The sequence below is a fragment of the Geodermatophilus sp. DF01-2 genome (assembly GCF_004571065.1).
Taxonomy (GTDB): Bacteria; Actinomycetota; Actinomycetes; order Mycobacteriales; family Geodermatophilaceae; genus Geodermatophilus.
The window spans coordinates 1-25,840 of sequence record NZ_SPQN01000043.1; the positions used below are offsets into that span (position 1 = coordinate 1).

The 25,840-nt window shown below is 74.3% G+C and carries 27 protein-coding genes and 1 pseudogene; 10 read left to right on the forward strand and 18 right to left on the reverse strand.

Features of this window, described 5'->3' with window-relative positions; genetic code table 11:
- Both nusA and rimP read right to left on the reverse strand, forming a co-directional pair.
- Nucleotides 1-1,058 (reverse strand): transcription termination factor NusA (gene nusA / locus E4P41_RS12485; protein WP_209307687.1); only part of this gene is annotated, 1,058 nt, incomplete at its 3' end.
- Nucleotides 1,055-1,627 (reverse strand): ribosome maturation factor RimP, encoded by a 573-nt coding sequence (gene rimP / locus E4P41_RS12490; RefSeq protein WP_135141577.1) that lies wholly within the window; start codon nucleotides 1,625-1,627, stop codon nucleotides 1,055-1,057. The genes nusA and rimP, both read right to left, overlap by 4 nt.
- A 221-nt stretch (nucleotides 1,628-1,848) precedes the next feature.
- On the opposite strand from rimP, the gene E4P41_RS12495 reads away from it, so the two are divergent.
- The 3 genes from E4P41_RS12495 to E4P41_RS12505 all read left to right on the forward strand — a co-directional run bounded on the left by E4P41_RS12495 (nucleotide 1,849) and on the right by E4P41_RS12505 (nucleotide 3,840).
- Nucleotides 1,849-2,340 (forward strand): hypothetical protein, encoded by a 492-nt coding sequence (locus E4P41_RS12495; protein ID WP_135141578.1) that lies wholly within the window; start codon nucleotides 1,849-1,851, stop codon nucleotides 2,338-2,340.
- 27 nt (nucleotides 2,341-2,367) lie between these two features.
- Complete coding sequence (locus E4P41_RS12500) at nucleotides 2,368-2,829, forward strand: ferritin-like domain-containing protein (RefSeq protein WP_135141579.1); 462 nt, start codon at nucleotides 2,368-2,370, stop codon at nucleotides 2,827-2,829.
- Nucleotides 2,830-2,919: 90 nt separating this feature from the next.
- The gene (locus tag E4P41_RS12505; protein WP_135141580.1) at nucleotides 2,920-3,840 is read left to right on the forward strand and encodes a hemerythrin domain-containing protein; all 921 of its coding nucleotides are present in this window, start codon (nucleotides 2,920-2,922) and stop codon (nucleotides 3,838-3,840) included.
- On the opposite strand, the gene E4P41_RS12510 is transcribed toward E4P41_RS12505, so the two are convergent.
- From E4P41_RS12510 to ispG, 3 genes are all read right to left on the reverse strand, one after another.
- A complete protein-coding gene (locus E4P41_RS12510) occupies nucleotides 3,726-5,621 on the reverse strand; it encodes a penicillin-binding transpeptidase domain-containing protein (RefSeq protein ID WP_135141581.1) in 1,896 nt (631 codons plus the stop codon). The two genes, E4P41_RS12505 and E4P41_RS12510, sit on opposite strands and share 115 nt — an antisense overlap.
- A 103-nt stretch (nucleotides 5,622-5,724) precedes the next feature.
- On the reverse strand, nucleotides 5,725-6,576 hold the full coding sequence (locus tag E4P41_RS12515) for a DUF4081 domain-containing GNAT family N-acetyltransferase (protein ID WP_135141582.1): 852 nt from the start codon (nucleotides 6,574-6,576) through the stop codon (nucleotides 5,725-5,727).
- An 8-nt stretch (nucleotides 6,577-6,584) separates the two neighbouring features.
- Nucleotides 6,585-7,745, reverse strand: a complete 1,161-nt coding sequence (ispG, locus tag E4P41_RS12520) for a flavodoxin-dependent (E)-4-hydroxy-3-methylbut-2-enyl-diphosphate synthase (RefSeq protein WP_135141583.1) — start codon at nucleotides 7,743-7,745, stop codon at nucleotides 6,585-6,587.
- A 118-nt stretch (nucleotides 7,746-7,863) separates the two neighbouring features.
- On the opposite strand from ispG, the gene E4P41_RS12525 reads away from it, so the two are divergent.
- Nucleotides 7,864-8,418 (forward strand): Uma2 family endonuclease, encoded by a 555-nt coding sequence (locus tag E4P41_RS12525; RefSeq protein WP_167761061.1) that lies wholly within the window; start codon nucleotides 7,864-7,866, stop codon nucleotides 8,416-8,418.
- A gap of 296 nt (nucleotides 8,419-8,714) precedes the next feature.
- Here the strand turns inward: E4P41_RS12525 and E4P41_RS23230 are convergent, their stop codons facing one another.
- The 3 genes from E4P41_RS23230 to dxr form a co-directional block, all read right to left on the reverse strand.
- Entirely contained in the window at nucleotides 8,715-9,503 is a 789-nt protein-coding gene (locus E4P41_RS23230) for a hypothetical protein (RefSeq protein ID WP_245177301.1), read from the reverse strand.
- Between the two features lie 733 nt (nucleotides 9,504-10,236).
- A complete protein-coding gene (locus E4P41_RS12535) occupies nucleotides 10,237-11,634 on the reverse strand; it encodes a site-2 protease family protein (protein ID WP_245177302.1) in 1,398 nt (465 codons plus the stop codon).
- Nucleotides 11,615-12,811, reverse strand: a complete 1,197-nt coding sequence (dxr, locus tag E4P41_RS12540) for a 1-deoxy-D-xylulose-5-phosphate reductoisomerase (RefSeq protein WP_135141586.1) — start codon at nucleotides 12,809-12,811, stop codon at nucleotides 11,615-11,617. Before dxr ends, E4P41_RS12535 begins: the two co-directional genes overlap by 20 nt.
- 236 nt (nucleotides 12,812-13,047) lie before the next feature.
- On the opposite strand from dxr, the gene E4P41_RS12545 reads away from it, so the two are divergent.
- Nucleotides 13,048-13,374 carry a DUF2631 domain-containing protein gene (locus tag E4P41_RS12545; protein ID WP_135141587.1) on the forward strand — a complete coding sequence of 109 codons (327 nt, stop codon included), beginning with the start codon at nucleotides 13,048-13,050 and terminating at the stop codon, nucleotides 13,372-13,374.
- A gap of 104 nt (nucleotides 13,375-13,478) precedes the next feature.
- Here E4P41_RS12545 and E4P41_RS12550 read toward each other — a convergent pair whose 3' ends face one another.
- Together E4P41_RS12550 and rlmN are read right to left on the reverse strand one after the other, a co-directional pair.
- Nucleotides 13,479-14,195 (reverse strand): VIT1/CCC1 transporter family protein, encoded by a 717-nt coding sequence (locus E4P41_RS12550; protein ID WP_135141588.1) that lies wholly within the window; start codon nucleotides 14,193-14,195, stop codon nucleotides 13,479-13,481.
- Nucleotides 14,192-15,433 carry a 23S rRNA (adenine(2503)-C(2))-methyltransferase RlmN gene (rlmN, locus tag E4P41_RS12555; protein ID WP_135141589.1) on the reverse strand — a complete coding sequence of 414 codons (1,242 nt, stop codon included), beginning with the start codon at nucleotides 15,431-15,433 and terminating at the stop codon, nucleotides 14,192-14,194. The genes E4P41_RS12550 and rlmN overlap by 4 nt, the downstream gene beginning before the upstream one ends.
- Before the next feature lie 33 nt (nucleotides 15,434-15,466).
- Between rlmN and E4P41_RS12560 the strand changes: the two genes are divergently transcribed.
- The 4 genes and pseudogenes from E4P41_RS12560 (at nucleotide 15,467) to E4P41_RS23240 (ending at nucleotide 18,172) form a co-directional block, all read left to right on the forward strand.
- A complete protein-coding gene (locus E4P41_RS12560) occupies nucleotides 15,467-16,099 on the forward strand; it encodes an RNA methyltransferase (protein ID WP_135141590.1) in 633 nt (210 codons plus the stop codon).
- Nucleotides 16,100-16,237: 138 nt separating this feature from the next.
- A complete protein-coding gene (locus E4P41_RS12565) occupies nucleotides 16,238-17,014 on the forward strand; it encodes a UDP-galactose-lipid carrier transferase (RefSeq protein ID WP_135141591.1) in 777 nt (258 codons plus the stop codon).
- 8 nt (nucleotides 17,015-17,022) lie between these two features.
- Nucleotides 17,023-17,274: pseudogene (locus E4P41_RS23235) on the forward strand (DUF952 domain-containing protein); the annotation flags it as partial.
- A gap of 238 nt (nucleotides 17,275-17,512) precedes the next feature.
- Nucleotides 17,513-18,172, forward strand: coding sequence for a GNAT family N-acetyltransferase (locus tag E4P41_RS23240; protein WP_245177303.1), 660 nt, complete (start codon nucleotides 17,513-17,515; stop codon nucleotides 18,170-18,172).
- Here E4P41_RS23240 and E4P41_RS22685 read toward each other — a convergent pair.
- The 5 genes from E4P41_RS22685 to rpsB form a co-directional block, all read right to left on the reverse strand.
- Nucleotides 18,139-19,176 (reverse strand): phosphatidate cytidylyltransferase, encoded by a 1,038-nt coding sequence (locus tag E4P41_RS22685; protein ID WP_209307688.1) that lies wholly within the window; start codon nucleotides 19,174-19,176, stop codon nucleotides 18,139-18,141. The genes E4P41_RS23240 and E4P41_RS22685 overlap by 34 nt on opposite strands.
- A 19-nt stretch (nucleotides 19,177-19,195) precedes the next feature.
- Nucleotides 19,196-19,753 carry a ribosome recycling factor gene (gene frr, locus E4P41_RS12575; protein WP_135141592.1) on the reverse strand — a complete coding sequence of 186 codons (558 nt, stop codon included), beginning with the start codon at nucleotides 19,751-19,753 and terminating at the stop codon, nucleotides 19,196-19,198.
- Between the two features lie 71 nt (nucleotides 19,754-19,824).
- Nucleotides 19,825-20,574, reverse strand: coding sequence for a UMP kinase (gene pyrH / locus E4P41_RS12580; RefSeq protein WP_209307691.1), 750 nt, complete (start codon nucleotides 20,572-20,574; stop codon nucleotides 19,825-19,827).
- Between the two features lie 232 nt (nucleotides 20,575-20,806).
- Nucleotides 20,807-21,622 (reverse strand): translation elongation factor Ts, encoded by an 816-nt coding sequence (tsf, locus tag E4P41_RS12585; protein ID WP_135141593.1) that lies wholly within the window; start codon nucleotides 21,620-21,622, stop codon nucleotides 20,807-20,809.
- A 184-nt stretch (nucleotides 21,623-21,806) separates the two neighbouring features.
- Nucleotides 21,807-22,769: a 30S ribosomal protein S2 gene (rpsB, locus tag E4P41_RS12590; RefSeq protein WP_135141594.1), complete on the reverse strand. Its 963-nt coding sequence runs from the start codon at nucleotides 22,767-22,769 to the stop codon at nucleotides 21,807-21,809.
- Nucleotides 22,770-23,218: 449 nt separating this feature from the next.
- Here rpsB and E4P41_RS12595 point away from each other — a divergent pair, with 449 nt between their 5' ends.
- Complete coding sequence (locus E4P41_RS12595) at nucleotides 23,219-23,593, forward strand: M23 family metallopeptidase (protein ID WP_245177304.1); 375 nt, start codon at nucleotides 23,219-23,221, stop codon at nucleotides 23,591-23,593.
- 2 nt (nucleotides 23,594-23,595) lie between these two features.
- Here the strand turns inward: E4P41_RS12595 and E4P41_RS12600 are convergent, their stop codons facing one another.
- From E4P41_RS12600 to E4P41_RS12610, 3 genes are all read right to left on the reverse strand, one after another.
- Complete coding sequence (locus tag E4P41_RS12600) at nucleotides 23,596-23,928, reverse strand: antibiotic biosynthesis monooxygenase (protein WP_245177305.1); 333 nt, start codon at nucleotides 23,926-23,928, stop codon at nucleotides 23,596-23,598.
- The gene (gene whiG / locus E4P41_RS12605) at nucleotides 23,925-24,725 is read right to left on the reverse strand and encodes an RNA polymerase sigma factor WhiG (RefSeq protein ID WP_135141595.1); all 801 of its coding nucleotides are present in this window, start codon (nucleotides 24,723-24,725) and stop codon (nucleotides 23,925-23,927) included. The genes E4P41_RS12600 and whiG overlap by 4 nt, the downstream gene beginning before the upstream one ends.
- Before the next feature lie 116 nt (nucleotides 24,726-24,841).
- On the reverse strand, nucleotides 24,842-25,777 hold the full coding sequence (locus tag E4P41_RS12610; protein WP_135141596.1) for a tyrosine-type recombinase/integrase: 936 nt from the start codon (nucleotides 25,775-25,777) through the stop codon (nucleotides 24,842-24,844).
- Nucleotides 25,778-25,840: the final 63 nt, after the last annotated feature.

Here is a 25,840-nt window from a genome sequence, read left to right on the forward strand (position 1 = left end):
CCGCCGGGGCCGCCGGCGCGGGCCGCCGGTGAGCCGGAGCGCAGCGGGGCGCGCCCGACCCCCGGCGAGGGGGTGGCGTCGTCGGGCTGGGCGTCGCTGCGGATGTCGATCCGGCAGCCGGTCAGCCGGGCGGCCAGCCGTGCGTTCTGCCCCTCCTTGCCGATCGCCAGGGACAGCTGGAAGTCGGGGACGACCACGCGGACCGCCTTCGCCTGGCGGTCGACGAGCTGGGCGCTGCCGACCCGCGCGGGGCTCAGCGCCGAAGCCACGAACGTCGCCGGGTCGTCGGACCAGTCGACGATGTCGATCTTCTCGCCGTGCAGCTCGCTCATGACGTTGCGCACCCGCTGGCCCATGGGGCCGATGCAGGCGCCCTTGGCGTTGAGCCCCGGCACCCTGGTGCGGACGGCGATCTTCGAGCGGTGCCCGGCCTCGCGCGCCACCGCGACGATCTCGACGCTGCCGTCGGCGATCTCGGGGACCTCCAGGGCGAACAGCTTGCGGACCAGGTTCGGGTGGGTCCGGGAGACGGTGACCTGTGGGCCGCGGAAAGTGCGCGAGACCGACACCACGTAGGCCTTGAGCCGGCTGCCGTGCGGGTAGCTCTCGCCGGGCACCTGCTCCACGGCGGGGAGCACGGCCTCGACCTTGCCGATGTCGACGAGCACCGTGCCGCTGGCGTTGCGCCGCTGGTCGGCCTGCACGATGCCGCTGACGATGTCGCCCTCCTTGCCGGCGTACTCGCCGAAGGTCTGCTCGTGCTCGGCGTCGCGCAGCCGCTGGACGATGACCTGCTTGGCGGTGCTGGCCGCGATCCGGCCGAAGCCCGCGGGCGTGTCGTCCCACTCGCGCACGACCTCGCCGTCCGGCCCGAGCTCCTGGGCCAGCACGGCGACCTCGCCGCTCTTGCGGTCGACGTGCACGCGCACGTGCTTGCTGGCACCGTCGGCGTGCCGGTAGGCGGTCACCAGCGCCGTCTCGATGGCCTCGATGACGGTGTCGGCCGGGATGCCCTTCTCCCGCTCGACCGCCTTGAGGGCGGTCACGTCGATGTTCACTGTCCTCCTCCGTCGTCGTCCGCGGGATCCGGCTGACCGTCCGCCGGCGCCTCGTGCCGGCCGAACTCCACCTGCACCCGCCCGGCGCCCAGCTCCTGCCACGGCACCTGCCGCCGGGTGGGCGGTCGCTTCTTCGCCCCGGGCCTGCCCTTCGCCTCCACCGCGAGGGCGACCCCGGTGTCGTCGACCTCGAGCACCCGCGCGGTCACCTGCTCGGCCGCCCCCGCAGGGCCGACGCCGACGGTGACCAGCCGCCCGGCGTTGCGCCGCCAGTGCCGCGGCTCGGTGAGCGGCCGGTCGACGCCGGGGCTGGTGACCTCCAGCACGTAGGGGACGCTGCCGAACTCGCCGTCGTGCTCGTCGAGGGCCGTGGACACCGCGCGGCTGACCTCCGCGACCTCGTCCAGGGTCACGCCGGCGTCCCGGTCGACGACCACACGAACGACGCTGCGCCGGCCGGCCGGGGTGACGACCAGCTCCTCCAGGTCGTAGCCGGCGGCCTCGACGACGGGTGCGACCAGGCCGGCCAGCCGGGTCGCGACGGGGTCGGTGCGGGAAGCGGCGGACACGGCTCCCTCCCTCTCGTGCCTCGATCGGCAGCACGCGCGCGGCGGTCCGGCGCCGCATGTCGCGGCCCGTCGCGGTCGCGGCGGACGCGCCGTCGGCCCGGTAGCGGGCGAAGGGTCAGGCTACCGCTCTCCCGTCCAACCCGAGACCGGGCGCCGAGGAGGGACCCGCCCGCCGGGTGTGCTCCCGGCCGGCCGCGCGCGCGGCTGAGAGGATGGGGGCGATGGCCCCCTCCCCCACCCCCGCCCCCGCGGGCTTCTCCCGACGTGCCCTGCTGGCGAGCTCGGTCGGGCTCGCGCTGCTCGCCGCCGGCTGCACGGCCGGCTCGTCCGGCGCCGGGGTCGGCACCGAGGAGGCCGACCGGCTGGCCGAGCAGGTCGCCGTCCAGGAGGCGGTGGTCGCTGCGTACGCGCTGGCGACGACGGCGGACCCGGCCCTCGCGCTGAGCGACCTCGCCGCACAGGCCACCGAGCAGCTCGAGCGGCTGCGTGCCGCGGCGCCGTCCCCCGGCACCCCGTCGGCCGCGGCCTCGACGGCCGGGGCTGCACCGCCGTCGCCCCCGCCGGGCGCGGACGTGCGCACCTGGCTGCGCGAGCAGGTGGCCGTCGCGGCGGAGGCACACGCCCGGGCCGCCGTCGCCCAGACCGGGGCACGGGCGGCGCTGCTCGGCTCGATCGCCGCGGGGTTGCGCGGGCACGAGGCGGCACTGGCGTGAGGCAGCCGCACCGGGAGGGGGTCGGAGGTGGCTGACGACGGCGTCCTCGACGAGGGCACGGAGACCGCGGCGCTGCGCGACGTCCTGGCCGCCGAGCACGCCGCCGTCTGGGGGTACGGCACGGTGGGCGCGGCCCTGCCGCCGGAGTCCCGGGCGTCGGCGGTGGCGGCGGAGATCGCCCACCGTGACGTCCGCGACCGGCTCGTCGCGCTGCTCGACGCACGCGGCGCCGAGCCGGTGCCCCGGGAGGCGGGCTACACCCTCCCGTTCCCGGTGCTGTCGCCGGTGGACGCCGCGACCCTGGCCGTCGTCCTCGAGGAGGGCGTGTCCGCGGCCTGGGCCGGGCTGCTCGACCGGGCCGTGGAGCCCGCCGTGCGCGAGCTCGCGGTCGGCGAGCTGGGCGCTGCCGAGGTCCGCGCCGTGGGCTGGCGCAGGGCCGCCGGCCGAATCCCGGTCACCGACGCGTTCCCCGGCCTGCCGGAGGGCTGACCGGAAGGACGTCGGTCCCTGGTGGGGACGACCGCGCCGGAGCAGACTCCGCGCCGCCGGTGCGCCGCCACTGCCCGGGAGGGACCCCCGATGAGCGCGACCTCCACGCCCCACCCACCGCAGCTGTCCCTGCCCGGTCAGGTGCACGCCGCGGAGGGGCCGCTCGACATGAGCGGCACGTACGTCATGCACCACGCCTTCCGGCGCGACCTCGACCGCTTCGCCGCGGCCGTGCGGGCCACGCCGCCGCAGGACGCCGCCGTCTGGCGGGCGCTCGCCGGCCGGTGGCAGCGCTTCGCCATGGTGCCGCACCACCACCACACCACCGAGGACGCCGACATCTGGCCGCTGCTGCTGGCCCACGCGGACGTGTCCGGGGACGCCCGGGCGTGCGAGACCCTCGGCGCGATGGCCGCCGAGCACGGGACCCTCGACCCGCAACTGGCCGCCTGCGGCGAGGGCTTCGCCACGATGGCACGGTCACCGGACGCCCGCGTCCGTGACAGGCTCGCCGAGGACGTCGCGACGCTGCGCGACGGGCTGCACCACCACCTCGCGCACGAGGAGTCGGCCGTCCTGCCGCTGGCGCAGCAGCACCTGTCCCGGGCCGAGTGGGCCACCGCCGAGGACGCCGCGAAGAAGGCCTGCGCGCCGCGTGAACCGGGCGTCCTCGTCCCCTGGGCCGCCGACGGCCTGGACCGCGCGTCGCTGGACCGTGCGTTCGCGGGGGCGGGACCGGTCTTCCGCATCCTGTACCGGCTCACCCGGGGCCGCTTCGCGCGTCGAGCGGATCGCGTTCGGCTACAGCAAGGACCTCCCTGCCCCCCGCCCCTCGTAGAAGGACCCCGTCCTCCCCACCCCTCGCAAGCTCGGGACGGGACCCTGCAGGAAGGCCGTCAACCGAGGTTGCCGAGGAAGGCGTCGGTGACGTCGACGGCCACGCTGCTGGACTGCCCGCCCTCGACGAGGACGGCGAAGGCGAGGTCGCCCTGCGGGCCGCCGAGCTGGTAGCCCATGAACCAGCCGTGCGCGTCCGGCGGGGTGTTGCTGCCGTACTCGGCCGTGCCGGTCTTGCCGAACACCTCGCCGCGGTCGGCGAGCGCGGACGCGGTGCCGGAGAGGACCACCTCGCGCATCATCGGCCGCAGCGACTCGAGGACCGCCGCGTCGGGCCCGGCCGGCAGCGGGCCGGCCGGCTCGGCGCCGACGACCTCGACCGGCGCGACCGGGGTGCCGCCCGCGACGCCGGCCGCCACCAGCGCCAGCTGTGCCGGGCTCATGAGCACCCGGCCCTGGCCGATCGCGTCGGCCGCCTTCGCCGTCCCGGTGCTGTCGGCCGGCACGCTGCCGCTGAACACGTCGACCGGCAGCTGCCAGTCGGTGCCGACGCCGTAGGCGGCGGCCGCGGTGGCGAGCGCGTCGTCGGGCAGCTGCAGCGCCAGCTGCATCAAGGTCGTGTTGCACGACTGCGCGAAGGCCTCGGTGAACGGCACGGTGCCCAGGTCGAACCGGTCGGCGTTCTCGAACTCGCGGCCGTCGACGACGAAGGTGCCGGGGCAGGCCACCGGCGTCTGCGGGGCGACCGTGCCCGTGGCCAGCAGTGCCGTCGCGGTGATCGCCTTCATGCTGGAGCCCGGCGGGTACCGGCCGGTCAGCGCGTTCCCCGCCGCGGCGGTCTCGTTGGAGGAGACGGCGAGGATCTCCCCGGTGCCGGGCCGGACGACGACCAGGTGGGTCGGCAGCTGCTGGGTCGCGACGGCGGCGTCGGCGGCGGTCTGCACCGCGCGCACCAGCGGCGTCTGCAGCGGCTCGCCGGGCACCGGCTCCACCGCGTCGACCTCCCGTCCGGCGTCCCCCGTGGCCTCGTCGGTGCTGACGACGGTCACGGTGAAGCCGGGGGTGCCGGTGAGCTGTTCCTGGAAGGCCCGCTGAAGGCCGGAGAGGCCCAGCTGGTCCCCGGCGGCGTACCCCGGGGTGCCGTCCTCGGCGGTCTCCTCCAGCACCTCGGCGGTCGCCGGGCCGACCCGGCCCAGCAGCGCGGAGGCGAAGCGGGCGCTGGGCGCCAGCAGCCGGGTGTCGGTGGGGAACACCGCGCCCGGCAGGTCGAAGACCTGCGCACGGATGGCCTCGAAGTCCGGACGGCGCAGCGTGATGACCGGGACGAACTGGCCCTCCGGCGCGGCCTGGACGTCGGCGACGATCTCCTCGGCGGCGATCCCGGTGGCCGCCGACAGCGCCTCGGCCAGCGCCGGGAGATCGGTGACCTGGGCCGGATCGACCCCGATGTCGACCACCTCGGTGGGGGTGAACAGCGGTTGGCCGGCCGCGTCGGTGATCGGGGCGCGCTCGGGCAGCACCCGCTCGAGCAGCAGCCGTTGGCCCTCCCCCAGCTCCGGGTGCACCAGCGTGGGCTCGGCGACGACGTCCCACCCCTCCTCGGCCTCCTGCAGGCGCAGCGTGGCGGGGTAGCTCCAGTCGGGCGCGGCCGCGAGGTCCCAGGAGGCGGTCCAGTCGACGGTGGCGGTGCCGTCCTCGACGGCGACCCGGCCCAGCTCGGGGGTCAGCGTCGCCTCGGGCAGGTCGGTCGCCGTCTGCTCGAGCAGCGCGGTCGCCATTTCCGGATCGGTGGTCGCACCGGCGGCGGCCGCGGTGTCGCCGGCCGCCCAGTCGGTCAGGAAGGCCTCGGCCGCGGCCCGGACGTCGTCCTCGGCGTCGCCCGAGCAGGCGGCGAGCACCGGCACGGCGAGCAGCGCGAGCGCGGATCCCAGGACCGTCGTCCGACGTGTACGCACGGGGAGACAGCGTTCCAGACGAGGACGTCGATTCCTGTGAGGCTGGCCCCCTCCCGGGCACCGCCCCGAGCGGGCGAGGTGTGGGGAGGAGGGGGTCCCTACTTCAGAACAGGACACTGGCGAACCGTCCGACCTCGCGGAAGCCGACCCGTGCGTAGGCGGCGCGGGCCGGGCCGTTGAAGTCGTTGACGTAGAGGCTGACCAGCGGCGCGATCGCGGTGCGGGCGTACTCGACGACGGCCGCGGTGCCGGCCGCGCCGATGCCGCGGCCGCGGTGGGCGGGGGCGACCCACACGCCCTGCACCTGGCAGACGCTGCGGGACACCGCCCCGATGTCGGCCTTGAACACCACCTCGTCGCCCTCGATCCAGGCCAGCGACTGCCCGGCGCGGACGAGGTCGGCCACCCGGGCGCGGTAGCCCGCGCCGTCGTCCACCCGCAGCGGGCTGACGCCGACCTCCTCGGTGAACATCGCCACCGCGGCCGGGAGCAGGACGTCGAGCTCGGCGAGGCCCACCGGGCGGACCCGCGGCTCCGGGGCGATCGCCGGCGGCCCCTCGATGGCCAGCAGGGGCTGGTGGGGGCGGTGGTCGCGGGCCGGGCCCCACGATGGCGCCAGGAGCTCCCACAGCGGGTCCACCGACGCGGCCGGGCCGACGATGGTCGAGCACCGGCGGCCCGCGCGGCGGGCGCGGTGGGCGAAGGCGGCGGCCGCAGCGCCCTCGGACCCCGGCAGGGCGAACGGGATGAGGTTGGCCCCGGCCAGGCAGACCGCCTCCAGGGAACGGCCGCTGCCCAGCCCCCACAGCGGGGCGCCGAGGGACGCCGCACCGGTGCCGGCGGCCTCCACCCGGCCCGCGATCACGCAGGCGGCCACCGGGTCGGTGGCCAGCAGACGGCGCACGGCGGGCTCGTCGGTCTCGTCGAGGACCCGCGCGGCCGGCGTGCGCAGCACGGAACCGGTCAGCTGACGGTGACGACGGGTGGACCGGAGGGCGTGCCGACGTCGACCTGCTCGCCGGCCAGACGCATGGCCTCCTCGATGAGGGTCTCGACGATCTGCGACTCGGGCACGGTCTTGATGACCTCGCCCTTGACGAAGATCTGGCCCTTGCCGTTGCCGGAGGCGACGCCGAGGTCGGCCTCGCGGGCCTCGCCCGGGCCGTTGACGACGCAGCCCATGACGGCCACCCGCAGCGGGACCTCCATGCCCTCGAGCCCGGCGGTGACCTCGTCGGCCAGCCTGTAGACGTCGACCTGGGCGCGGCCGCACGAGGGGCAGCTGACGATCTCCAGGCCGCGTCGGCGCAGGTTCAGCGACTCGAGGATCTGGGTGCCGACCTTGACCTCCTCGGCCGGCGGGGCGGACAGCGAGACGCGGATGGTGTCGCCGATGCCCTGGGAGAGCAGCGCGCCGAAGGCCACCGCGGACTTGATGGTGCCCTGGAACGCCGGGCCGGCCTCGGTGACGCCGAGGTGCAGCGGGTAGTCGCACCGCGCGGCCAGCAGCTCGTAGGCGCGCACCATGACCACCGGGTCGTTGTGCTTGACCGAGATCTTGAGGTCGCGGAAGTCGTGCTCCTCGAACAGCGAGCACTCCCACAGCGCCGACTCCACCAGCGCCTCCGGGGTGGCCTTGCCGTACCTGGCCAGCAGCCGCTTGTCGAGCGAGCCGGCGTTGACGCCGATGCGGATCGGGATGCCGGCACCCTTGGCCGCCCGGGCGATCTCGCAGACCTTGTCGTCGAACTTCTTGATGTTGCCGGGGTTGACCCGGACGGCGGCGCAGCCGGCGTCGATCGCGGCGAAGACGTAGCGCGGCTGGAAATGGATGTCGGCGATCACCGGGATCTGCGACTTCTTCGCGATGATCGGCAGCGCCTCGGCGTCGTCGGTGTCGGGGACGGCGACCCGCACGATCTGGCAGCCGGACGCGGTGAGCTCGGCGATCTGCTGCAGCGTCGCGTTGACGTCGGCGGTCTTGGTCGTCGTCATCGACTGCACGCTGACCGGGTGGTCGCTGCCGACCCCGACGCCGCCGACGTCGAGCTGCCGGGTCTTCCGCCGGGGTGCCAGGACGGGTGGAGGCGCAGCGGGCATGCCGAGACTGACAGGGATCGCCATGGCACCGAGTATCCCCCGCCTCCCGATGCCGCCGTCGGCGCAGCGGCCAGCGACCGGATCTCCCGGGGATGACCGCGCAGATGCCGGCGACGCCCCGTTGCGCCACTACGCTCGCCGCATGAGAGGCGTGCTGGTGGAGGTGCCCGAGCAGATGCTCGCCGAGCGTCGGCGCCTGGGGCTCGACGGGCGCGACGAGATGTGGGAGGGAGTCCTGCACATGGTGCCTCCGGCCGGCGGACGGCACCAGCGGCTGGGCAGCAGTCTGCTCATGACCCTGGGTCCCGTCGCAGAGCGGTGGGGACTGGTCGTTTCGTACGAGACCGGACTCTTCCGCAACGGCGACGACTACCGGGTGCCCGACCTGCTGTTCTACCGGCCGGAGCACGCCTCGGACCGCGGCGCCGAGGGGGCGGACCTGGTGGTCGAGCTGCGCTCACCCGGCGACGAGAGCTACGCCAAGCTTGACTTCTACGCGGCGCTCGGCGTCCGTGAGGTGCTGGTCGTCGACCCCGCCGGCCCGGCCGTCGAACTGTTCCGCCTCGTCGGCGAGCGGTTGCTCCCGGTGTCGGCGGACACGGAGGGCGGGGTTCGCAGCGACGTCCTCGCCGTCCGCTTCCACACCTCCGGCGACGCACTCCGGCTGACCTGGGTCGGCGGCGAAGCCGCCCTCTGACCCGTGGTCGCGCCAGGTGACGTACTGGAACGGCCACCCTTCAGGGTCCCGCCGGCCCCGTCCCGGGCCCCGCCCCGAGCTTGCGAGGGGTGGGTAGGACGGGGCAATGCCGTTTACTTGGCGCGTTCGTGCAGGTCAGGCTGTAGGCGACGAGCGCGGGGTGCGGTGGCGGTCGGCGTGGCAGCGCCGTTGATGAAGAAGCTCCCGGCAGGACGGCGATCGCCGAGATCAGAACGTCCGTACCGGGAGCTTCGATGCCGAAGTCTGCCACCCTTGCTGTTCCCGCGGTCGCATCCTCAGCCGCCGGCCGCGATGACGGTGGCAGCCTGTCCGCGGCGCTGCCGGCGGAGAAGGGGCTGCCGCTGCGGCTGGGAGTGCTGACCGAGCACGTTCGGCCGGAGCTGGTCGATGAGGTGGTGGCCGCGACCGGGCGGGTGCAGCGGCGGTGCCGGCTGTTGCCGGCGCGGGCGGTGGTGTACTTCGTGCTCGCGTTGTGCCTGTACAGCGCCGCCGATGCCGCCGGCCCGCCGGGCTACCGCAGCGTGCTGCGGTCGCAGACCACCGGGCTGCGCCAGCTGCGTGGGCTGCGGCTGCCGACCAGGGCGGCGCCGACCCGGGCCCGCCGACGGCTGGGCGCCGGGGCGCTGCAGGCGTTGTTCGCCCGCCTGTGCGGGCCGCTGGCCGCGGTCGCAACCTTGGGGGTGTTCGCCTTCGGCCGCCGGGTGGTGGCCTTCGACGGCACCGGCCTCGATGTCGCCGACACCCCGGCCAACGTCGAGGCCTCCGGCCGCGCCGGGGACGCCGGTCATCCGCAGCTGCGGCTGCTGGCGTTGATCGAGTGCGGCACCCACGCGGCGCTGGCCGCGGCCTTCGACGGCTTCTACGCCGCCAGTGAGCAGGTGCTGGCCCGTCGGGTGCTGGCCGGGCTGCGGCCGGGCATGCTGCTGTTGGCCGACCGGAACTTTCCCGGCTACCAGCTGTGGGGCGCCGCGGCGGCCACCGGGGCGGACCTGGTCTGGCGGGTCAAGAAGAACACCGTGTTCATTCCGGTGCGCCGGCTGGGGCAGATCGTTCCTGTCGGTCATGCCCACCCCCGCCGACGGCCTGCGCCACGTCCGGGCCCGGTCCGCCGGCCGGCCGCTGCCCGGCCCACCCGAGGGCCACCCGGTGCGGATCATCGCCTACACCGTCACCGTGACCGCCGCCGACGGCAGCCGCCGGGTCGAGTCGTTCCGGCTGGTCACCACCCTGCTCGACCCTCTCGAGGCGCCGGCGGAGCAGCTGACCGCGCTGTATCACGAGCGCTGGGAGAGCGAGGTCGGCTACGGCGAGATCAAGACCCGGCTCCGCGGCGCAGGATTCATCCTGCGCTCCCGCACACCCGAGCTGGTCCGCCAGGGAATGTTCGCCTTCCTCGTCGTCAGCCAGGCCCTGTGCGCGATGCACACGGCCGCCGCGGCGACCACCGGCATCGATCCCGACCGGATCTCCTTCACCATCACCGTCCGCCTGGCCCGCGACCAGCCCGGCACCACAGCCGCCGCCACCCCGGCCACCCTGCAGCAGGCCCACCAGCAGGCCATCACCGACCTGCTCGACGACCTGCTTCCGCCCCGACGGTCACGAACCTGCCAGCGGGCCAAGCGACGCCCCAAGGGCCACTACCCGACCAGACGACACAACCAGACCCGACCACCGAGCAAGGTCAGCTACACGCTCACCATCACCGGCGACGCCCCCACCTGGGTAAACGCCATAAGTAGACGGCATTGGAAGGACGGGGTCCTTCTCCGAGGCGTGGGGGGCAGGGTGGTCCTTCTACTGCTGCAGGGTGATCGGGTTGACGACGTCGGCGACCAGCAGCAGGCCCGACAGGAGCACGAACAACCCGGCGACGACGTAGGCCACCGGCATCAGCCGGGCGATGTCGAACGGCCCGGGGTCGGGCCGGCCGCGCAGCCGGGCGACGACCGACCGCGCCTTCTCGTACAGCGCGCCGGCGACGTGCCCGCCGTCGAGCGGGTAGATCGGCAACAGGTTGAACAAGAACAGCACCAGGTTGATGCTCGCCAGCAGCTGCAGGAACGTGCTGACCTTCTCCATGCCGGTCAGCTCGGGGATGGCGAAGACCTCACCGGAGATGCGGCCCACGCCCACGACCCCGATCGGCCCGTTCGGGTCCCGCTCCTCCCCCAGGAACGCCGCACGGAACAGCTGCGGGATGCGCTCGGGGATCTCGATCAGCCGCTCGACGGCGCGCGTGACGACCATGCCGAAGTAGCCGGGCAGGTCGGCGAGGTCCTGCCGGGCCAGCTCGACGGTCGGTGCGACGCCGAGGTACCCGGCGGTCGTCGTCCCCGCGGCGGGGTCGGTCGGGTCGGCGTAGACGGTGTTGGCGATCGGCGTCACCGTGAGCTCGCGCCGCTCGCCGTCCCGCACGATGGTCAGCCCGAGCGGCTCGCCCGGGCTGGTGCGGATCGCCTCCTGGACGACCGTCCAGCTGTCGTACCCGGTGGGCTCGAGGGGCTGACCGCCGATGGCGACGATCGTGTCGCCGGGGCGCAGCCCGGCGGCCGCGGCGGGGCTCTGCTGCGGCAGCGCACAGCCCGGCGTCCCGGCCTCGCAGGTCTGGCCGGCGGGCGTGATCGGCACCGAGCAGGCGTTCTCCGCGGTCGCCGTCTCAGCCTCGGCCGGCAGCACGCACGCCGGGACCTCGTCCACCGTCGTCGACAGCACGCTGGTGCCGACGACGGTCAGCAGGACCGCGAAGAGCAGGACCGCCAGCACCAGGTTGTGGAAGGGGCCGGCGAACATCACGATGACCCGCTGCCACCAGGGCTTGGCCCAGAACACCCGGCCCTCGTCGCCGGGGCGGACGTCGTTGAGCGCCGCGCCGCGCACCTCGGCGATAAACGAGCGCATGCGGGTGGCCCGCTTGCTCTCGTTCTCCTCGGCCGGCGGGATCATCCCGATGATGCGGATGTAGCCGCCGAGGGGGACGGCCTTGATCCCGTACTCGGTCTCGCCGCGCGTCCGGGACCAGATCGTCGGACCGAAGCCGACCATGAACTGCGGCACGCGCATGCCGAATTTCCGGGCCCACCAGAAGTGGCCGGCCTCGTGGAAGGCGATCGAGAACAGCAGCCCGACGGCGAACGCGACGATCCCCAGGACGGTCAGCAGGATCCCGCTCAGCTCAGCCTCCGGCGATGACACCCCGGGCGTGCTCCCGGGCCCACCCCTCCGCCGCCAGGACGTCCTCGACGCAGGTGGGGGCGCCGAGGTCCGGCGCGTCGTCGAGGGTACGCGCGACCGTGTCGACGATGCCCCGGAACGACAGGTGACCCGCCACGAACGCCGCGACCGCCTCCTCGTTGGCCGCGTTGTACAGAGCGGGGACCACGCCGCCGGCCTCGCCGGCCGAGCGGGCCAGCCGGACGGCGGGGAAGGCGACCTCGTCGAGCGGCAGGAACTCCCAGGTGCTGGCGGCCGACCAGTCCAGGGCGGGCTGGACGTGCGGCAGCCGGTCGGGCCAGGCCAGCGCCAGCGCGATCGGCAGCCGCATGTCCGGCGGGCTGGCCTGGGCGATCGTCGCGCCGTCGGCGAAGGTCACCATCGAGTGCACGATCGACTGCGGGTGCACCACGACGTCGATGTCGGCGTAGGGGACGCCGAAGAGCAGGTGCGCCTCGACGAGCTCCAGGCCCTTGTTGACCAGGGTCGCGGAGTTGATCGTCACGACCGGGCCCATGTCCCAGGTCGGGTGGGCCAGCGCCTGCTCGACGGTGACGCCGGCCAGCTCGGCGGCGCTGCGGCCGCGGAAGGGCCCGCCGCTGGCGGTGAGCACCAGCCGGGCCACCTCACTCAGGTGCCCGCCGCGCAGGCACTGGGCCAGCGCCGAGTGCTCGGAGTCGACGGGCACGAGCTGCCCCGGCGCCGCCGCCGCGGTGACCAGGTTCCCGCCGGCCACCAGCGACTCCTTGTTGGCCAGCGCGACGGTGCGGCCGGCGGCCAGCGCGGAGAGGGTGGGGCCCAGGCCGATCGAGCCGGTGACGCCGTTGAGGACGACGTCGGCCGGACGGGCGGCCAGCTCCTCGGCCGCCCGCGGGCCGGCGAGGATCTCCGGCAGCGCGTACTCGCCCTTCGACCAGCCGCGCTGGGACGCCGCGGCGTAGAACGCCAGCTGCAGGTCCTGGGCGGCGGTGGCGCGGGCGACTGCGACGGTGCGGACCCCGAGGGTCAGCGCCTGCTCGGCGAGCAGCCCGACGTCCCCGCCGCCGGCGGCCAGACCGGTGATGCGGAGCCGGTCCGGGTTCTGCCCCGCCACCTCGATCGCCTGCCGGCCGATGGAGCCGGTGGAGCCCAGCACCGTCACCTCTCGCGGGTCGCTCACGATGCTCTCCGGTCGCTCCCGCGGCGCGCTCCGCTCCCCGGTCGCTGGCGCTCCCTGCGATGCGCACGCACCTGTCCGCTCACAGGGGCATCCTCTCCGACGGCGGCGCGCCGTCCTCCCTCGGCGGGTGCCGCCGATCGGGGGCTGGCAGGATGACGAGCGAGCGAGCTCGCGAGCGAGCCGATGGACACGGCGGTGCCGCGAGCGCGATCGACGGCCGTCAACGAGGAGAGAACGTGAGTGAGCAGACCCATCGCGAGCGGATCACCACGGACCACCCCGCGACCGAGCGGGTCAACCAGCCCGGGCGCGAGGAGGCCGTCGTCCGGGCCGACGCGCACCCGATCGAGCACGAGCGGCCCGAGGACTGGGGCTGGCACGGCGAGACCGGGAAGTGGGGCCGGGTCGGCGCGGTCATCGCCATCCTCTTCACGCTCGCGTACCTCTTCGGCAACCACGAGGGCCGCGTCGAGGACATCTGGGTCGTCAGCATCGCCGGCCTGATGGTCCTGATCATGCTGATCGACTGGCGGCGCCGCAGGAACGCCTGGCGCAGCAAGTGACGGACCCCGTCCCTCCCACCCTTTCGTAGAAGGACCCCCTGCCCCCCGCCGCTCGCAGGCTCTCGGCGGGACCCTGCAGGGGGCCGGGCCGGGTACGGGGCCGCTCAGGTGACCGCGACGCCGATCGCCGAACCGATCGCGTAGGTGACCCCGGCCGCGACGGCGCCGAAGAGCAGCTGGCGCAGCCCGGCGTACCACCACGGCCGCGGTGTGAAGCGCGACGACAGCGCGCCCGCCACCGCCAGCCCCACGGCACCGCAGAGGAGCGCGGCCCCGAGCACGGAGAAGCCGAGCAGGAAGGGCAGCAAGGGGATCACCGCGCCGGTCGCGAAGGTGAGGAATGACGAGACCGCCGCCGTCCACGGCGAGGGCTTGTCGGCCGGGTTGAGCCCCAGCTCGGCGACGACGTGCAGCCGCAGCGCGGTGTCGGGGTCGCGGTGCAGCTGGACGGCGACCTGCCGCGCCAGCTCCTCGTCGACGCCGCGAACGCGCAGCATCTGCACCAGCTCGGCGAGCTCGCCGCGCGGGTTGCGCTCCAGCTCGCGGCGCTCCTTTTCGACCTCGAGGTCGAGCTGCTCGTTCTGCGTCCGCACCGAGGTGTACTCCCCCAGCGCCATGGAGATGGCGCCGGCGACCAGGCTGGCCACGCCGGAGAGCACGATCGCGCGGGGCGGGGCACCCCCGCCGCCGACGCCGGCGACCAGCGCGGTGTTGGTCACCAGGCCGTCCATGGCGCCGAAGACGGCGGCCCTCAACCAGCCGCCGGAGACGTCGGCGTGGGTGTGCTCGTGCGCCTCGGCCGCCGACGCCGGGGTGGTCATGCGTCCGCCTCGGCCCCGAGCTCCGCCGGCGGCTCGAGCGAGGGTGCCGGCACCGCGACGGTGGGGACGCCCGGAAGGACCCCGTCGTCCTCACCCCTCGGAGGGGCGGTACCCGGACGGGGCCGAGCCTCGCGACGGGGCCATCCGTCGGCCGCGGCCAGCTGCCCGCAGGCGCCGTCGATGTCCTGGCCGCGGGTGTCGCGGACCGTCGTCGGCACGCCGTGCGCGCGCAGCCGCGTGACGAACTCCCGCTGCGCTGGCAGCGGGCTGGCGTCCCAGGGGCTGCCCGGCGTGGGGTTGAGCGGGATGAGGTTGACGTGCGCCCGCCGCCCGGCGAGCAGTCGGCCGAGCAGGTCGGCGCGCTCGGGTGAGTCGTTCACGTCGCGGATCAGGGCGTACTCGACCGAGTAGCGGCGGCCGGTGCGCTCGGCGTAGGCGTCGGCGGCAGCGACGACCTCGGCCACCTTCCACCGGGTGTTGATCGGCACGAGGGTGTCGCGCAGCTCGTCGTCGGGGGCGTGCAGGCTGACCGCGAGGGTGACCGACAGGCCCTCCTCGGTGAGCCGCCGGATCGCCGGGACGACGCCGACGGTGGAGACGGTGACCGAGCGCTGGGACAGCCCCAGCCCGTGCGGCGCCGGCGTCACCAGCCCGTCGAGGGTCTTGCGGACCCGCGCGTAGTTGGCCAGCGGCTCGCCCATGCCCATGAAGACGACGTTGGACAACCGGCCCGGGCCGCCGGGGATCTCGCCGCTCGCCATCGCCGCCGCGGCCGCGACCGCCTGGCCGATGATCTCGGCGGTGGAGAGGTTGCGGGTCAGGCCGTTCTGGCCGGTGGCGCAGAAGGGGCAGGCCATGCCGCAGCCGGCCTGGCTCGAGATGCAGACGGTGGCGCGGTCCGGGTAGCGCATCAGCACGCTCTCGACCAGCGCGCCGTCGTGCAGTCGCCACAGCGTCTTGCGGGTGCGCCCGCCGTCGGCGGACTGGTGCCGCACCGGCGTGAGCAGGCCGGGCAGTAGCGCGCCGGTGAGCGACTCGCGGACGGCGGCCGGCAGGTCGGTCATCTGCGCCGGGTCGGTGACGCCCCGGTAGAAGTGCCGGGCGAGCTGGTCGGCCCGGAACGCCGGCTGGCCCAGCTCCGCGACCGCGGCACGGGCCTCCTCGCGGGTCAGGTCGGCGAGGTGGCGCGGCGGCTTGCCCCGGCGGGGGGCGTCGAAGACCAGGGGGAGCGCAGTCATGGCGCTCCCCATCGTCCCACTAGCCTGCGCCGGGTGACCGAGGCCGAGAGGGAACTCACCCCGCTCGACACCGTCGGCGTGGGCCCGTGGAACGGGCCGTGGCCCGAGGACCCCCGCTACGACCCCGAGCTGCTCGCCGCCGGCGACCGGCGCAACGTCGTCGACCGGTACCGCTACTGGACCGTCGAAGCGATCGTCGCCGACCTCGATCACCGACGGCACCCGTTCCACGTCGCCATCGAGAACTGGCGGCACGACCTCAACATCGGCACGGTGGTGCGGACGGCCAACGCCTTCCTCGCCTCCGCCGTCCACATCGTCGGACGGCGGCGCTGGAACCGCCGGGGCGCGATGGTCACCGATCGCTATCAGCACGTCCGCCACCACCCCGACGTCGCGGTGCTGGCCGGGTGGGCGCGGGCCGAGGGGCTGCCGCTCCTCGCCGTCGACAACCTGCCCGGCGCCCGTCCACTGGAGACCGAGCCGCTCCCCCGCGCCTGCGTGCTGCTGTTCGGCCAGGAGGGCAGCGGGCTCTCCGCCGAGGCGCGGGACGCCGCGGACGGCGTGCTCTCGATCGCCCAGTTCGGATCCACCCGCTCCATCAACGCCGGCGTGGCGGCCGGGATCGCGATGCACGCCTGGATCCACCAGCACGCACCAGGGTGATCAGCCTCCTGGAGATCGCGACGGTGTGCGCAGACGAACAATGGGGCCGGGCCTGCGCTGCGCATCCCCGCACACTGTCCGGACGCCCAGCGCGACGTTGAACGCGCCGACGTGGGGAACCCCTGCAAGGCTCCGGGCATGAGCCGTCTCGAGGAGGTCGACCTCTCCGCCCGCCTGTCGAAGCGCGAGGGCAAGGAGCAGCTGGAGCAGGCCCAGCGGCGGCTGGTGCACCTGCGCCTGCTGCTCGGCGGGCAGATCGGGTCCGGGGAGCTGGGGCCGCCGCTGTGCGTGCTGTTCGAGGGGTGGGACGCCTCGGGGAAGGGAGGGGCGATCAAACGGCTGGTCGACCACCTCGACCCCCGGCACGTCCGGGTCGCGCAGTTCGCCGCCCCCACGTTCGACGAGAAGCGGCACCACTTCCTGTGGCGGTTCTGGCCGGTGCTGCCCGGGTGGGGCGGCATGGCCGTGCTCGACCGCACCTGGTACGGCCGCGTCCTCGTCGAGCGGGTCGAGGGCTTCGCCACCGAGGAGCAGTGGCGGCGGGCGTACGGCGAGATCGTCGACCTGGAGACCACGCTGGCCGCCGAGGGCATGATCCTGGTCAAGTTCTGGATGCACGTCTCCCCCGAGGAGCAGCTGCGCCGCTTCGAATCCCGCCGCGACGACCCCTATCGCGGGTGGAAGCTCACCGACGAGGACTGGCGCAACCGCGAGAAGCGCCCTGCCTACGAGGCCGCCGTCGAGGAGATGCTCGAGCGCACCGACTCTCCCGCTGGCCGGTGGCACGTCGTCCCCGGCGACGACAAGCGGTGGGCGCGGGTGGCGGTGGTCCGCACCGTCTGCGAGGTGGTGGAGGCGGCCCTCGTGGCCCGGGGCCTCGATCCGGACCCGCCCCTGTCCGCCGCCACCGGGTGACGGTGCTGGTGCACCTGGTCGAGCCCGCGGCCTGGCGTGCCGCTCTCGACACCAGGGCGCTCCGGCCGCCGTCCCTGGCCGATCAGGGGTCCTTGCACCTGTCCACCCCGGAGCAGGCGCACCTTCCGGCCGAGCGGCTGTTCCCCGGCCGGCGGGACCTGGTGCTGCTCGTCGTCGACCCCGCGCGGCTGCCCGACCCGGTGCGCTGGAAGCCAGGGAGGCGGTCCCGTCCCGGGTCCCGCCCTCAGCTCGCGAAGGGTGGGGAGGACGGGGTCCTTCTCCTGCACGGTCCGCTGCCGGTGACCGCCGTCGTCGCCGTCGTCCCCCACCGGCCGCCGGTCGAGCCGGTCCTCCCCGAGCCGGACGACGCCCTCGGTCGGGCTCTCGCGCTGCAGCTTTCCCTGCCGGTACGGCGGGCCGCCGAGGTGCGCGACGTCCCCGGCGGCATGGCCGTCCTCGACGGGGCGCTTCCCACACTCGCGGGACGACAACCGGCTGGTGCTCACCGCGCCGGTGGACGCCGGCACCGTGGAGACGACGACCGCGGAGGTGGCCGCCACGGCCGGCTGGCCGCACCGGGCCGCGGCGCTGCTCTGGCCCGGCGCCGCACCGGTCGCCGCCGCACTGGCCGCACGCGGCTGGGAGGCCGTGGAGCTGCTGGTCGTGGCCAGGCCGGCCGAACGGCTGCCGGGTGGCGAGCGCGCCGAGGTGGTCGGCCAGTCCGAGCTGCACTCCTTCTGGGACCGCTCCTGGCGGCGGGACCTCGCGCCGCACCCGGACCTGGACACGGTGGTCGCCCAGCTCATCGGCCGGGAGCACCGCAACGACGAGGTCGTCGCGGTGACCGACGTGGGAGTCCGGGAGGGCGGCCGGGTGGTGGCCGCCGGGCAGCTGCGGGTGGACGGCGCGACGGCCGCCGACGAGTCGGTGGTGACCGAACCGGGGTTCCGCGGGCGCGGGCACGCCGACGCCGTCCTCGCCCGGCTGCTCACGCTGGCCGCGGACGCCGGCTGCGACCGCGTGGTGCTGCAGGCCGACGCCGCCGACTGGCCGCGGCAGTGGTACGCCCGCCGCGGCTTCGTCGCCGTCGGCTCGACCTGGGACGTCGTCCGGCCGGCTCGGGTTCAGGCCGGCGCGACCACCGAGAGCAACAGGTAGGCGACGGCCGCCGAGGGCAGCATGGAGTCCAGCCGGTCCATGATCCCGCCGTGGCCGGGCAGCAGGTGCCCCATGTCCTTGAGGCCGAGGTCGCGCTTGATCAGCGACTCGCCGAGGTCGCCCGCGGTCGCGCTGACCGCGAGCGCGGCGCCGAAGAGGACGCCGCCCCACCACGGCCCGTCGAGGGCGAGCGTCACGATCGGGGTGGCGATCAGCACACAGGCGACCACCGAGCCGGCCATGCCCTCCCACGACTTCTTGGGGCTCACCGACGGCGCCATGGGGTGCTTGCCGAACAGCACACCGGCGGCGAAGCCGCCGACGTCGTTGCCGACCACCGTGGCCATGAACGCCAGTACCCGCGCCGCGCCGTCGTCCGGGACCAGCAGCAGGACGGCGAACCCGGCCAGCAACGGCACGTACAGCGTGACCAGGACGCCGGCCGAGGCGTCCCGCAGGTAGCCCTCGGAGCCATCACCCAGCCGCCACAGCAGGACGGCGAGAACGGTGAGCAGGAAACCCACGACCAGCCCGGAGGGGCCCCGGTTCCAGGCGAGGGCGGTCATCGCCACGGTGCCGACCAGGACCGGCACCAGCGGCGGGTCGGCACCCCCGGCCTCGAGGGCACGGGTCAGCTCCACCACACCCACGAGGATCGCGACGAGCAGCACCAGCAGGAACGCCGGCCGGTGGACCAGCAGCGAGAGGAGGATGACCGCGGCCAGGCCGACGCCGACGCCGACGGCGGCGACCATGTCCCGGCCGGCGCGACCGGGGGCCTTGGCCGGAGCGCCGTCCCCGGGCCCGGGGTCCCGCGCGGACTCCGGATCGGTGCGGGCGCCACCGGCCGCGCCGTCCTGCGGGCCGCCGGCGAGCTCGGCGGTCGACGGCTCGTCGACGGGGAGGCTCGAGGTCCGTAGCTCGGCGACCGGCCGTGGCGGCCGGGGCGGCGCCGGACGCCGGCCGACGAGCGGGATCGGCCCGGTGTCGGGGTCGGAGGTCATGGCGGGACGACGGGGCGGCTCAGACCTCGAGCAGCTCGCTCTCCTTGTTCTTGACCGCCTCGTCGATGCCGTGCACGTGCTTGGCGGTGAGGTCGTCGAGCTCCTTCTCCGCCCGGCGCACCTCGTCCTCGCCGGCCTCGCCGTCCTTGGCGATGCGGTCGAGCTCTTCCTTGGCCCGGCGGCGCACGTTGCGGATGGCGACCTTGGCGTCCTCCCCCTTGGCGCGGGCCTGCTTGACCAGGTCGCGGCGGCGCTCCTCGGTCAGCTGGGGGAAGACCACGCGGATGATCTGGCCGTCGTTGGTCGGGTTGACGCCCAGGTCGCTGTCGCGGATGGCCTTCTCGATGGCCGACAGCTGGCCGGTGTCATAGGGCTTGATGACCGCCATGCGCGCCTCGGGCACCGTGATCGACGACATCTGCGGCACCGGCGTCGGGGCGCCGTAGTAGTCGACCAGGACCTTGTTGAACATCGAGGGGGCGGCGCGCCCGGTGCGCACCGAACCGAGGTCCTCCCGTGCGACCGACAGGGCCTTGTCCATCCGCTCCTCGGCGTCGAGCAGGGTGTCGTCGATCACGGGTCTCTCCTCCTGGTGCGGCGGGTGTTCCGCCGCGGGTCCGGGGTGCGGGCTGACTCGGGCGGTGGTGCTCAGGCCGGGCCGCTGATCAGCGTCCCGATCCTCTCACCTGCCACGGCGCGGGCGATGTTGCCGTCGCGCAGCAGGTTGAAGACCACGATGGGCATGCTGTTGTCCATGCAGAGGCTGATGGCGGTCGCGTCGGCGACCTTGAGCTGTTTGGCCAGCACCGTGCCGTAGTCGAGGTCGTCGTACATGACGGCGGTGGCGTTGGTCCTGGGGTCGTCGTCGTAGACACCGTCCACACCGTTCTTGCCCATGAGCAGCACCTGGCACTCGATCTCCAGAGCGCGCTGGGCGGCGACCGTGTCGGTGGAGAAGTACGGCATGCCGGCGCCGGCGCCGAAGATGACCAGCCGGCCCTTCTCGAGGTGGCGGATGGCCTTGCGCGGGATGTAGGGCTCGGCGACCTGGCCCATCGTGATCGCCGACTGCACGCGGGTCTCTAGCCCGGCTTTCTCGCAGAAGTCCTGCAGCGCCAGGCAGTTCATCACCGTGCCCAGCATGCCCATGTAGTCGGCCTTGGTGCGGTCCATGCCGGCCTGCGACAGCTCGGCGCCGCGGAAGAAGTTGCCACCGCCCATGACCACGGCGACCTGGGCGCCCTTGCCGACCACCTCGGCCAGCTGGGTGGCGATGCCCCGGACGATGTCGGCGTCGACACCGACCCGGCCGCCGCCGAAGGTCTCACCCGACAGCTTCAGCAGGACCCGCTTGTACCCCGCCCGGTCGGCGGGCTGGAAGGCGGTCGGCGCGGACAGTGGCACGGTCGTGGCACTCAGCGCGGCGGTGTCGGTCAACGGTTCTTCCCTCGCTCGACGTCGTCCCCTTGATCCTGCCGCACGGGCTCGGCGACAGCTCACGGGCAGGGGCCCTCCCGCTCCCGCGCCCGGACATGCGACCGGCCCCGTCCCGGGAGGGGACGGGGCCGGTGAGGACCCTCCTGCCCCCCACCGCTCGCATGCTCGCGGCGGGACCCTGCAGGAGGGTCGCTCAAGCTTGGCCGACCTCGAAGCGGGCGAACCGCTCGACGCTCAGGCCGGCCTCGTCGACGATCTGCTTGACCGTGCGCTTGGGCTCGGTGATCGACGGCTGCTCGAGGAGTACGAAGTCCTTGAAGTAGGCGTTGACCCGCCCCTCGACGATCTTGGTGATCGCCTGCTCGGGCTTGCCCTCCTCCTTGGCGGTCTGCTCGGCCACGCGACGCTCGGTCTCGACCGCCTCGGCCGGGACCTCCTCGCGGGTGAGATAGCGTGGGCGGGCAGCGGCGATGTGCATCGCCAGGCCGCGCGCAGCGTCCTCACTACCGCCGCTGTACTGCACGGCGACGCCGATGGCCGGCGGCAGGTCGGTGGCCCGCTTGTGCAGGTAGGTGGCGGTCTGGCCGGCGAAGACCACGAACCGGCTGAGCACCAGCTTCTCGCCGATGCGGGCCGACTCGCCCTCGACGAGCGCGGCGACGGTCTGGCCGTCGATCTCGGTCGCCAGGAGCGCGTCGACGTCGGCCGGCTTCTCGGCCAGCACGATGTCGAGCAGGCGCTCGGCCAGCTTGACGAAATCGGCGTTCTTGGCGACGAAGTCGGTCTCGCAGTCGAGCTCGAGCAGCGCGCCGTCCTTGCTGACGACGACGCCGTTGGTCGTCGAGCGCTCGAGGCGCTTGCCGACGTCCTTCGCGCCCTTGATCCGCAGCAGCTCGACGGCCTTGTCGTAGTCGCCTTCGGCCTCGGTGAGCGCCTTCTTGCAGTCCATCATGCCGGCGCCGGTGGCGTCGCGGAGACGCTTGACGTCGGCTGCGGTGAAGTCAGCCATGTCTTGTTCCTCTTGGTGTCTGGTTGGCCCGGCCCCCTGCAGGGTCCCGCCGGCCCCGTCCCGGGTCCCGCCCCGAGCTTGCGAGGGGTGGGGAGGACGGGGTCCTTCTACGATGGGGAGCAGGGGGTCTTTCTACGAGGGGTGAGGAGGACGGGGTCCTTCAAGGGGCCTCCGGGGTCCTTTCTCAGCCGTTCTGTGCACCCTGGGTGCCGGTGATCGTGTCGCCGGTGGCCGGCACGCCCTCGACCGGGGCGACCTCGTTCGCGGTCACGGCCGGGGGCTCGGCCGGGGTCTCCGGCAGCGGAGTGGCACCGGCCTCAGCGGCGGCGTCGGCAGCGGCGTCGGCAGCGGCGTCGCCCTGCTGGCCGGTGAGCAGCTCGCGCTCCCAGTCGGCCAGCGGCTCGTCGCCGCCGATGGCCGGCTGGCCGCCGTCCTCGCGGCCGGCGTTGGCCTGCGCGGCCGAGCGGGCCATGAGGCCCTCGGCGACGGCGTCGGCGACGACGCGGGTGAGCAGCGCGGCGCTGCGGATGGCGTCGTCGTTCCCCGGGATCTTGTAGTCGACCTCGTCGGGGTCGCAGTTGGTGTCGAGGATCGCGACGACCGGGATGTTGAGCTTGCGGGCCTCGCCGACGGCGATGTGCTCCTTCTTGGTGTCCACGATCCAGACGGCGCTGGGCACCTTCTGCATGTCGCGGATACCGCCGAGGCTGCGCTCGAGCTTGGCCTTCTCCCGGGTCAGGCCGAGCTGCTCCTTCTTGGACAGGCTGACCAGCACGCCGGTCTGCTCCATGTCCTCGAGCTCCTTGAGCCGCTGCAGCCGCTTGTGCACGGTCGAGAAGTTGGTGAGCATGCCGCCGAGCCAGCGCTGGTTGACGTAGGGCATGCCGACCCGCTGTGCCTGCTCGGCGATGACCTCCTGCGCCTGGCGCTTGGTGCCGACGAACAGGATCGTGCCGCCGTGCGCGACCGTCTGCTTGACGAACTCGTAGGCGTTGTCGATGTACCCGAGCGTCTGCTGCAGGTCGATGATGTAGATGCCGTTGCGCTCGGTGAAGATGAAGCGCTTCATCTTCGGGTTCCAGCGACGGGTCTGGTGCCCGAAGTGGACGCCGCTGTCGAGCAGCTGCTTCATGCTGACGACTGCCATGGCCGCAGCCTCTCTGTTCTCTGCGCGCGGCCACGCAAGGCCGCGCTCCTCGGTTGTCGCGGGCACCGGGGTGGTGCACCGCCCTGGCGTCCGGGGCGCCACCACCCCGCGGGGGACCGCGAGGACCGGGGTGGCGACCGTCCCGCTGCTGCCAGCGGGCGGAAGGACGCGCGAAGTCGACCCGCCGCAGACGGGTCGCGGCTGTCATCATACGCCCCACCGGGAGCGGTCCTCCTCAGCGGCAGGGGCCGTCCACAGACCGCTCTCCGGCGCCCCGGTCGCCCCCCCTCCGGCCGCACCCTCTCCCCGTGCTCCGACGGGTCCTCGCTCCCCTGCCACTCCTACTGCTCCTGCTGACTCCGCTGCTGTCCGCCGGTGGGGCCTCTGCCGCGCCCGCTCCCCCGGCCGACGTTCCGGTCGGCCTCTGGTCGCGGCCCGTGGAGGGCGCGGTGACCCGCACCTTCGACCCGCCGCCGGACCGGTACGGGGCCGGGCACCGCGGCGTCGACCTCGCCGGTTCACCGGGCTCCGTCGTCCTGGCCGCCGGGGACGGCGTCGTGGTCTTCGCCGGGATGGTGGCCGGGCGGCCGGTGGTCAGCGTCGACCACCCCGGTGGCCTGCGGACGACGTACGAGCCGGTCGACGCAGTGGTCGGCGCCGGCCAGGTCGTCGCCCGCGGTTCCCCGCTGGGGACGCTGGCCGCCGGGCACGCGGGGTGCCCGGCGGCAGCCTGTCTGCACTGGGGCCTGCGCCGCGGAGAGGTCTACCTCGACCCGCTCGGCCTGCTGGAGCCGCCCGAGGTCCGGCTGCTGCCGATGGGCTGACCTCAGGTCGGCGGCGCGCCGTCCGTCGGCGTCGCGGTGAGCACCTCGCGGAAGTGCTCCACCGTGGGGAACGGGTCGTAGAAGGAGTGCAGGAGCTCCCGCCAGCGCTGGTAGCCGGGCGAGCCGCGGAAGCCCTCGGTGTGGTCCTCGAGGCGCTCCCACTCGACCAGCAGCAGGTAGGTGCCGGGCCGTTCCAGGCACCGCGACAGCGACAGCCGCCGGAACCCGGGGCTGGCCGCGATGATCGCGCGGGCCTCGGCGAAGGCGGCCTCGAAGGCCGCTTCCCGGCCCGCTCGGACCGGCAGCAGCGCGTGCTCGAGGACCACCGTCGTCACGCGATGTCGGCGAGCTTGGTCCGCAGGTGCAGCACGGCCTTGGTGTGCAGTTGGCAGATGCGGCTCTCGGTGACGCCGAGGACGCGCCCGATGTCGGCCAGCGTGAGGCCCTCGAAGTAGTAGAGGCTCACCACGACCTTCTCCCGCTCGGGCAGCTGCTCGACCGCGCGGGCCAGCAGCTGGCGGGCCTCGCCGTGCTCGGCCATGGCCTGCGGGTCCAGGGCGCTGGTGTCCTGCAGCGTGTCGACCAGGCGGGGGGCGCCGCCCTCGTCGTCGGAGAGCAGCTCGTCGAGGGCGACGACGTTGACCAGGGAGAGCTGGCCGAGGAACCTGCGGACCTCCTCGACGTCCATGTCCATCTCCGCGGCCACCTCCTCCTCGGTGGGGCTGCGCTGCAGCCGGCTCTCGAGTGCGGCGACCGTGCGCTCGAACTGGCGGGCCTTCATCCGCACCGACCGCGGGATCCAGTCGGTGCTGCGCAGCTCGTCGATGATCGCGCCGCGGATGCGGGCCATCGCGTAGCTCTCGAACTTCACCTCGCGCGAGGGCTGGTACCGGGTGATCGCGTCGATGAGGCCGAAGGTGCCGTAGGAAACCAGGTCGGCCTGCTCGACGTGCGCGGGCAGGCCGCTGCCGACGCGTCCGGCGACGAACTTGACCAGCGGTGCGTAGTGGAGGATCAGCCGGTCCCGCAGGTCGGGCGCCCGGTCGGTGACGTAGGCGGCCCACAGCTCGACCAGCGCCGCATCCGTGTCGTCCGGAGTCGCGTCGAGTCGGTGGGTGGCGGCCTCGGTCACGGTCTGCACTCCCGACTGTCGGAGGCCACTCGCGGATGGCCTCGGGGTGGGCACGGTGGTGGCGCGCGATCCGGTGGCGCGCAGGCCAACTGTGTCAGACACGGGCGGCGGTCCTCTCAGGCGCGCGGGTGCGCTTGGGCGTGGACGGCACGCAGCCGCTCCACGGTCACGTGCGTGTAGATCTGGGTCGTCGCGAGGCTGGCGTGACCGAGCAGCTCCTGGACCGAACGCAGGTCGGCTCCGCCCTCGAGCACGTGGGTGGCGGCGGAATGCCGCAGGCCGTGTGGGCCGATGTCGGGGGCACCCGGTGCGGCAGCCACCGCTGCATGCACGGTGCGGCGGACCTCTCGCGCGTCCAGCCGGCCGCCGCGCAGGCCGAGCAGCAGCGCCGGCCCCGACCGGTCGATGGCCAGAGCCGGTCGACCGCGGATGAGCCAGGCGTCGAGCGCCCGCTCGGCCGGGGCACCGTAGGGCACGCTGCGCTCCTTGCGTCCCTTGCCCAGCACCCGCAGCAGGCGGCGGCCGCGATCGACGTCGTCCACGTCGAGCCCGACCAGCTCGCTGACCCGGAGACCGCTGGCGTAGAGCAGCTCGAGGACGACCGCATGGCGCAGGCCGACCGGCTCCTCGGCTCCGGCGGCGGATTCGACGACGTTCCGCGCCTGGTCGGGGGCGAGCACGTCGGGCAGGGTGCGCCGCGCCTTGGGGCTGACCAGCCGCTGGCCGACGTCGTCGGGGGTGAGGCCGGCCCGCCGCAGCCAGCCGGTGAGGGAGCGGGCGGCCGCAGCGCGCCGGGCGGTGGTCGCCCGGCCGGCACCGCGAGCGCGGCCCTGGGCCAGCCAGCTGCGCAGCGTGGCCAGGTCGAGGTCGTCGACGCGCATCCCACCGCGCCGCGCCAAGTGGTCGAGCAGCCAGACGGTATCGCCGACGTACCCGCGCACGGTGTGCTCGGAGAGGTCCCGCTGCGTGCGCAGGTGTTCCTCGTAGCCGGCCAGCGCCTCCGCCAGTGCCGGCGGCAACGCTGCGCGCGCGTCTGCGGTGCGGGCAGTCACCCCGAGACGGTCCGACGCGGTCCGGCGGGGGTCAAGCCGCCGCGCCGACCCTCCACCTCCTCA

Coding starts and splice junctions, on each gene's coding strand:
- E4P41_RS12565 (WP_135141591.1), top strand. CDS start 16,238: ATGAGCCGTCTCGAGGAGGTCGACCTCTCCGCCCGCCTGTCGAAGCGC.
- E4P41_RS12525 (WP_167761061.1), top strand. CDS start 7,864: ATGAGAGGCGTGCTGGTGGAGGTGCCCGAGCAGATGCTCGCCGAGCGT.
- tsf (WP_135141593.1), bottom strand. CDS start 21,622: ATGGCTGACTTCACCGCAGCCGACGTCAAGCGTCTCCGCGACGCCACC.
- E4P41_RS12505 (WP_135141580.1), top strand. CDS start 2,920: ATGAGCGCGACCTCCACGCCCCACCCACCGCAGCTGTCCCTGCCCGGT.
- E4P41_RS12495 (WP_135141578.1), top strand. CDS start 1,849: ATGGCCCCCTCCCCCACCCCCGCCCCCGCGGGCTTCTCCCGACGTGCC.
- rpsB (WP_135141594.1), bottom strand. CDS start 22,769: ATGGCAGTCGTCAGCATGAAGCAGCTGCTCGACAGCGGCGTCCACTTC.
- E4P41_RS22685 (WP_209307688.1), bottom strand. CDS start 19,176: ATGACCTCCGACCCCGACACCGGGCCGATCCCGCTCGTCGGCCGGCGT.
- E4P41_RS12550 (WP_135141588.1), bottom strand. CDS start 14,195: ATGACCACCCCGGCGTCGGCGGCCGAGGCGCACGAGCACACCCACGCC.
- rlmN (WP_135141589.1), bottom strand. CDS start 15,433: ATGACTGCGCTCCCCCTGGTCTTCGACGCCCCCCGCCGGGGCAAGCCG.
- E4P41_RS23230 (WP_245177301.1), bottom strand. CDS start 9,503: ATGACCGACAGGAACGATCTGCCCCAGCCGGCGCACCGGAATGAACAC.
- ispG (WP_135141583.1), bottom strand. CDS start 7,745: ATGGCGATCCCTGTCAGTCTCGGCATGCCCGCTGCGCCTCCACCCGTC.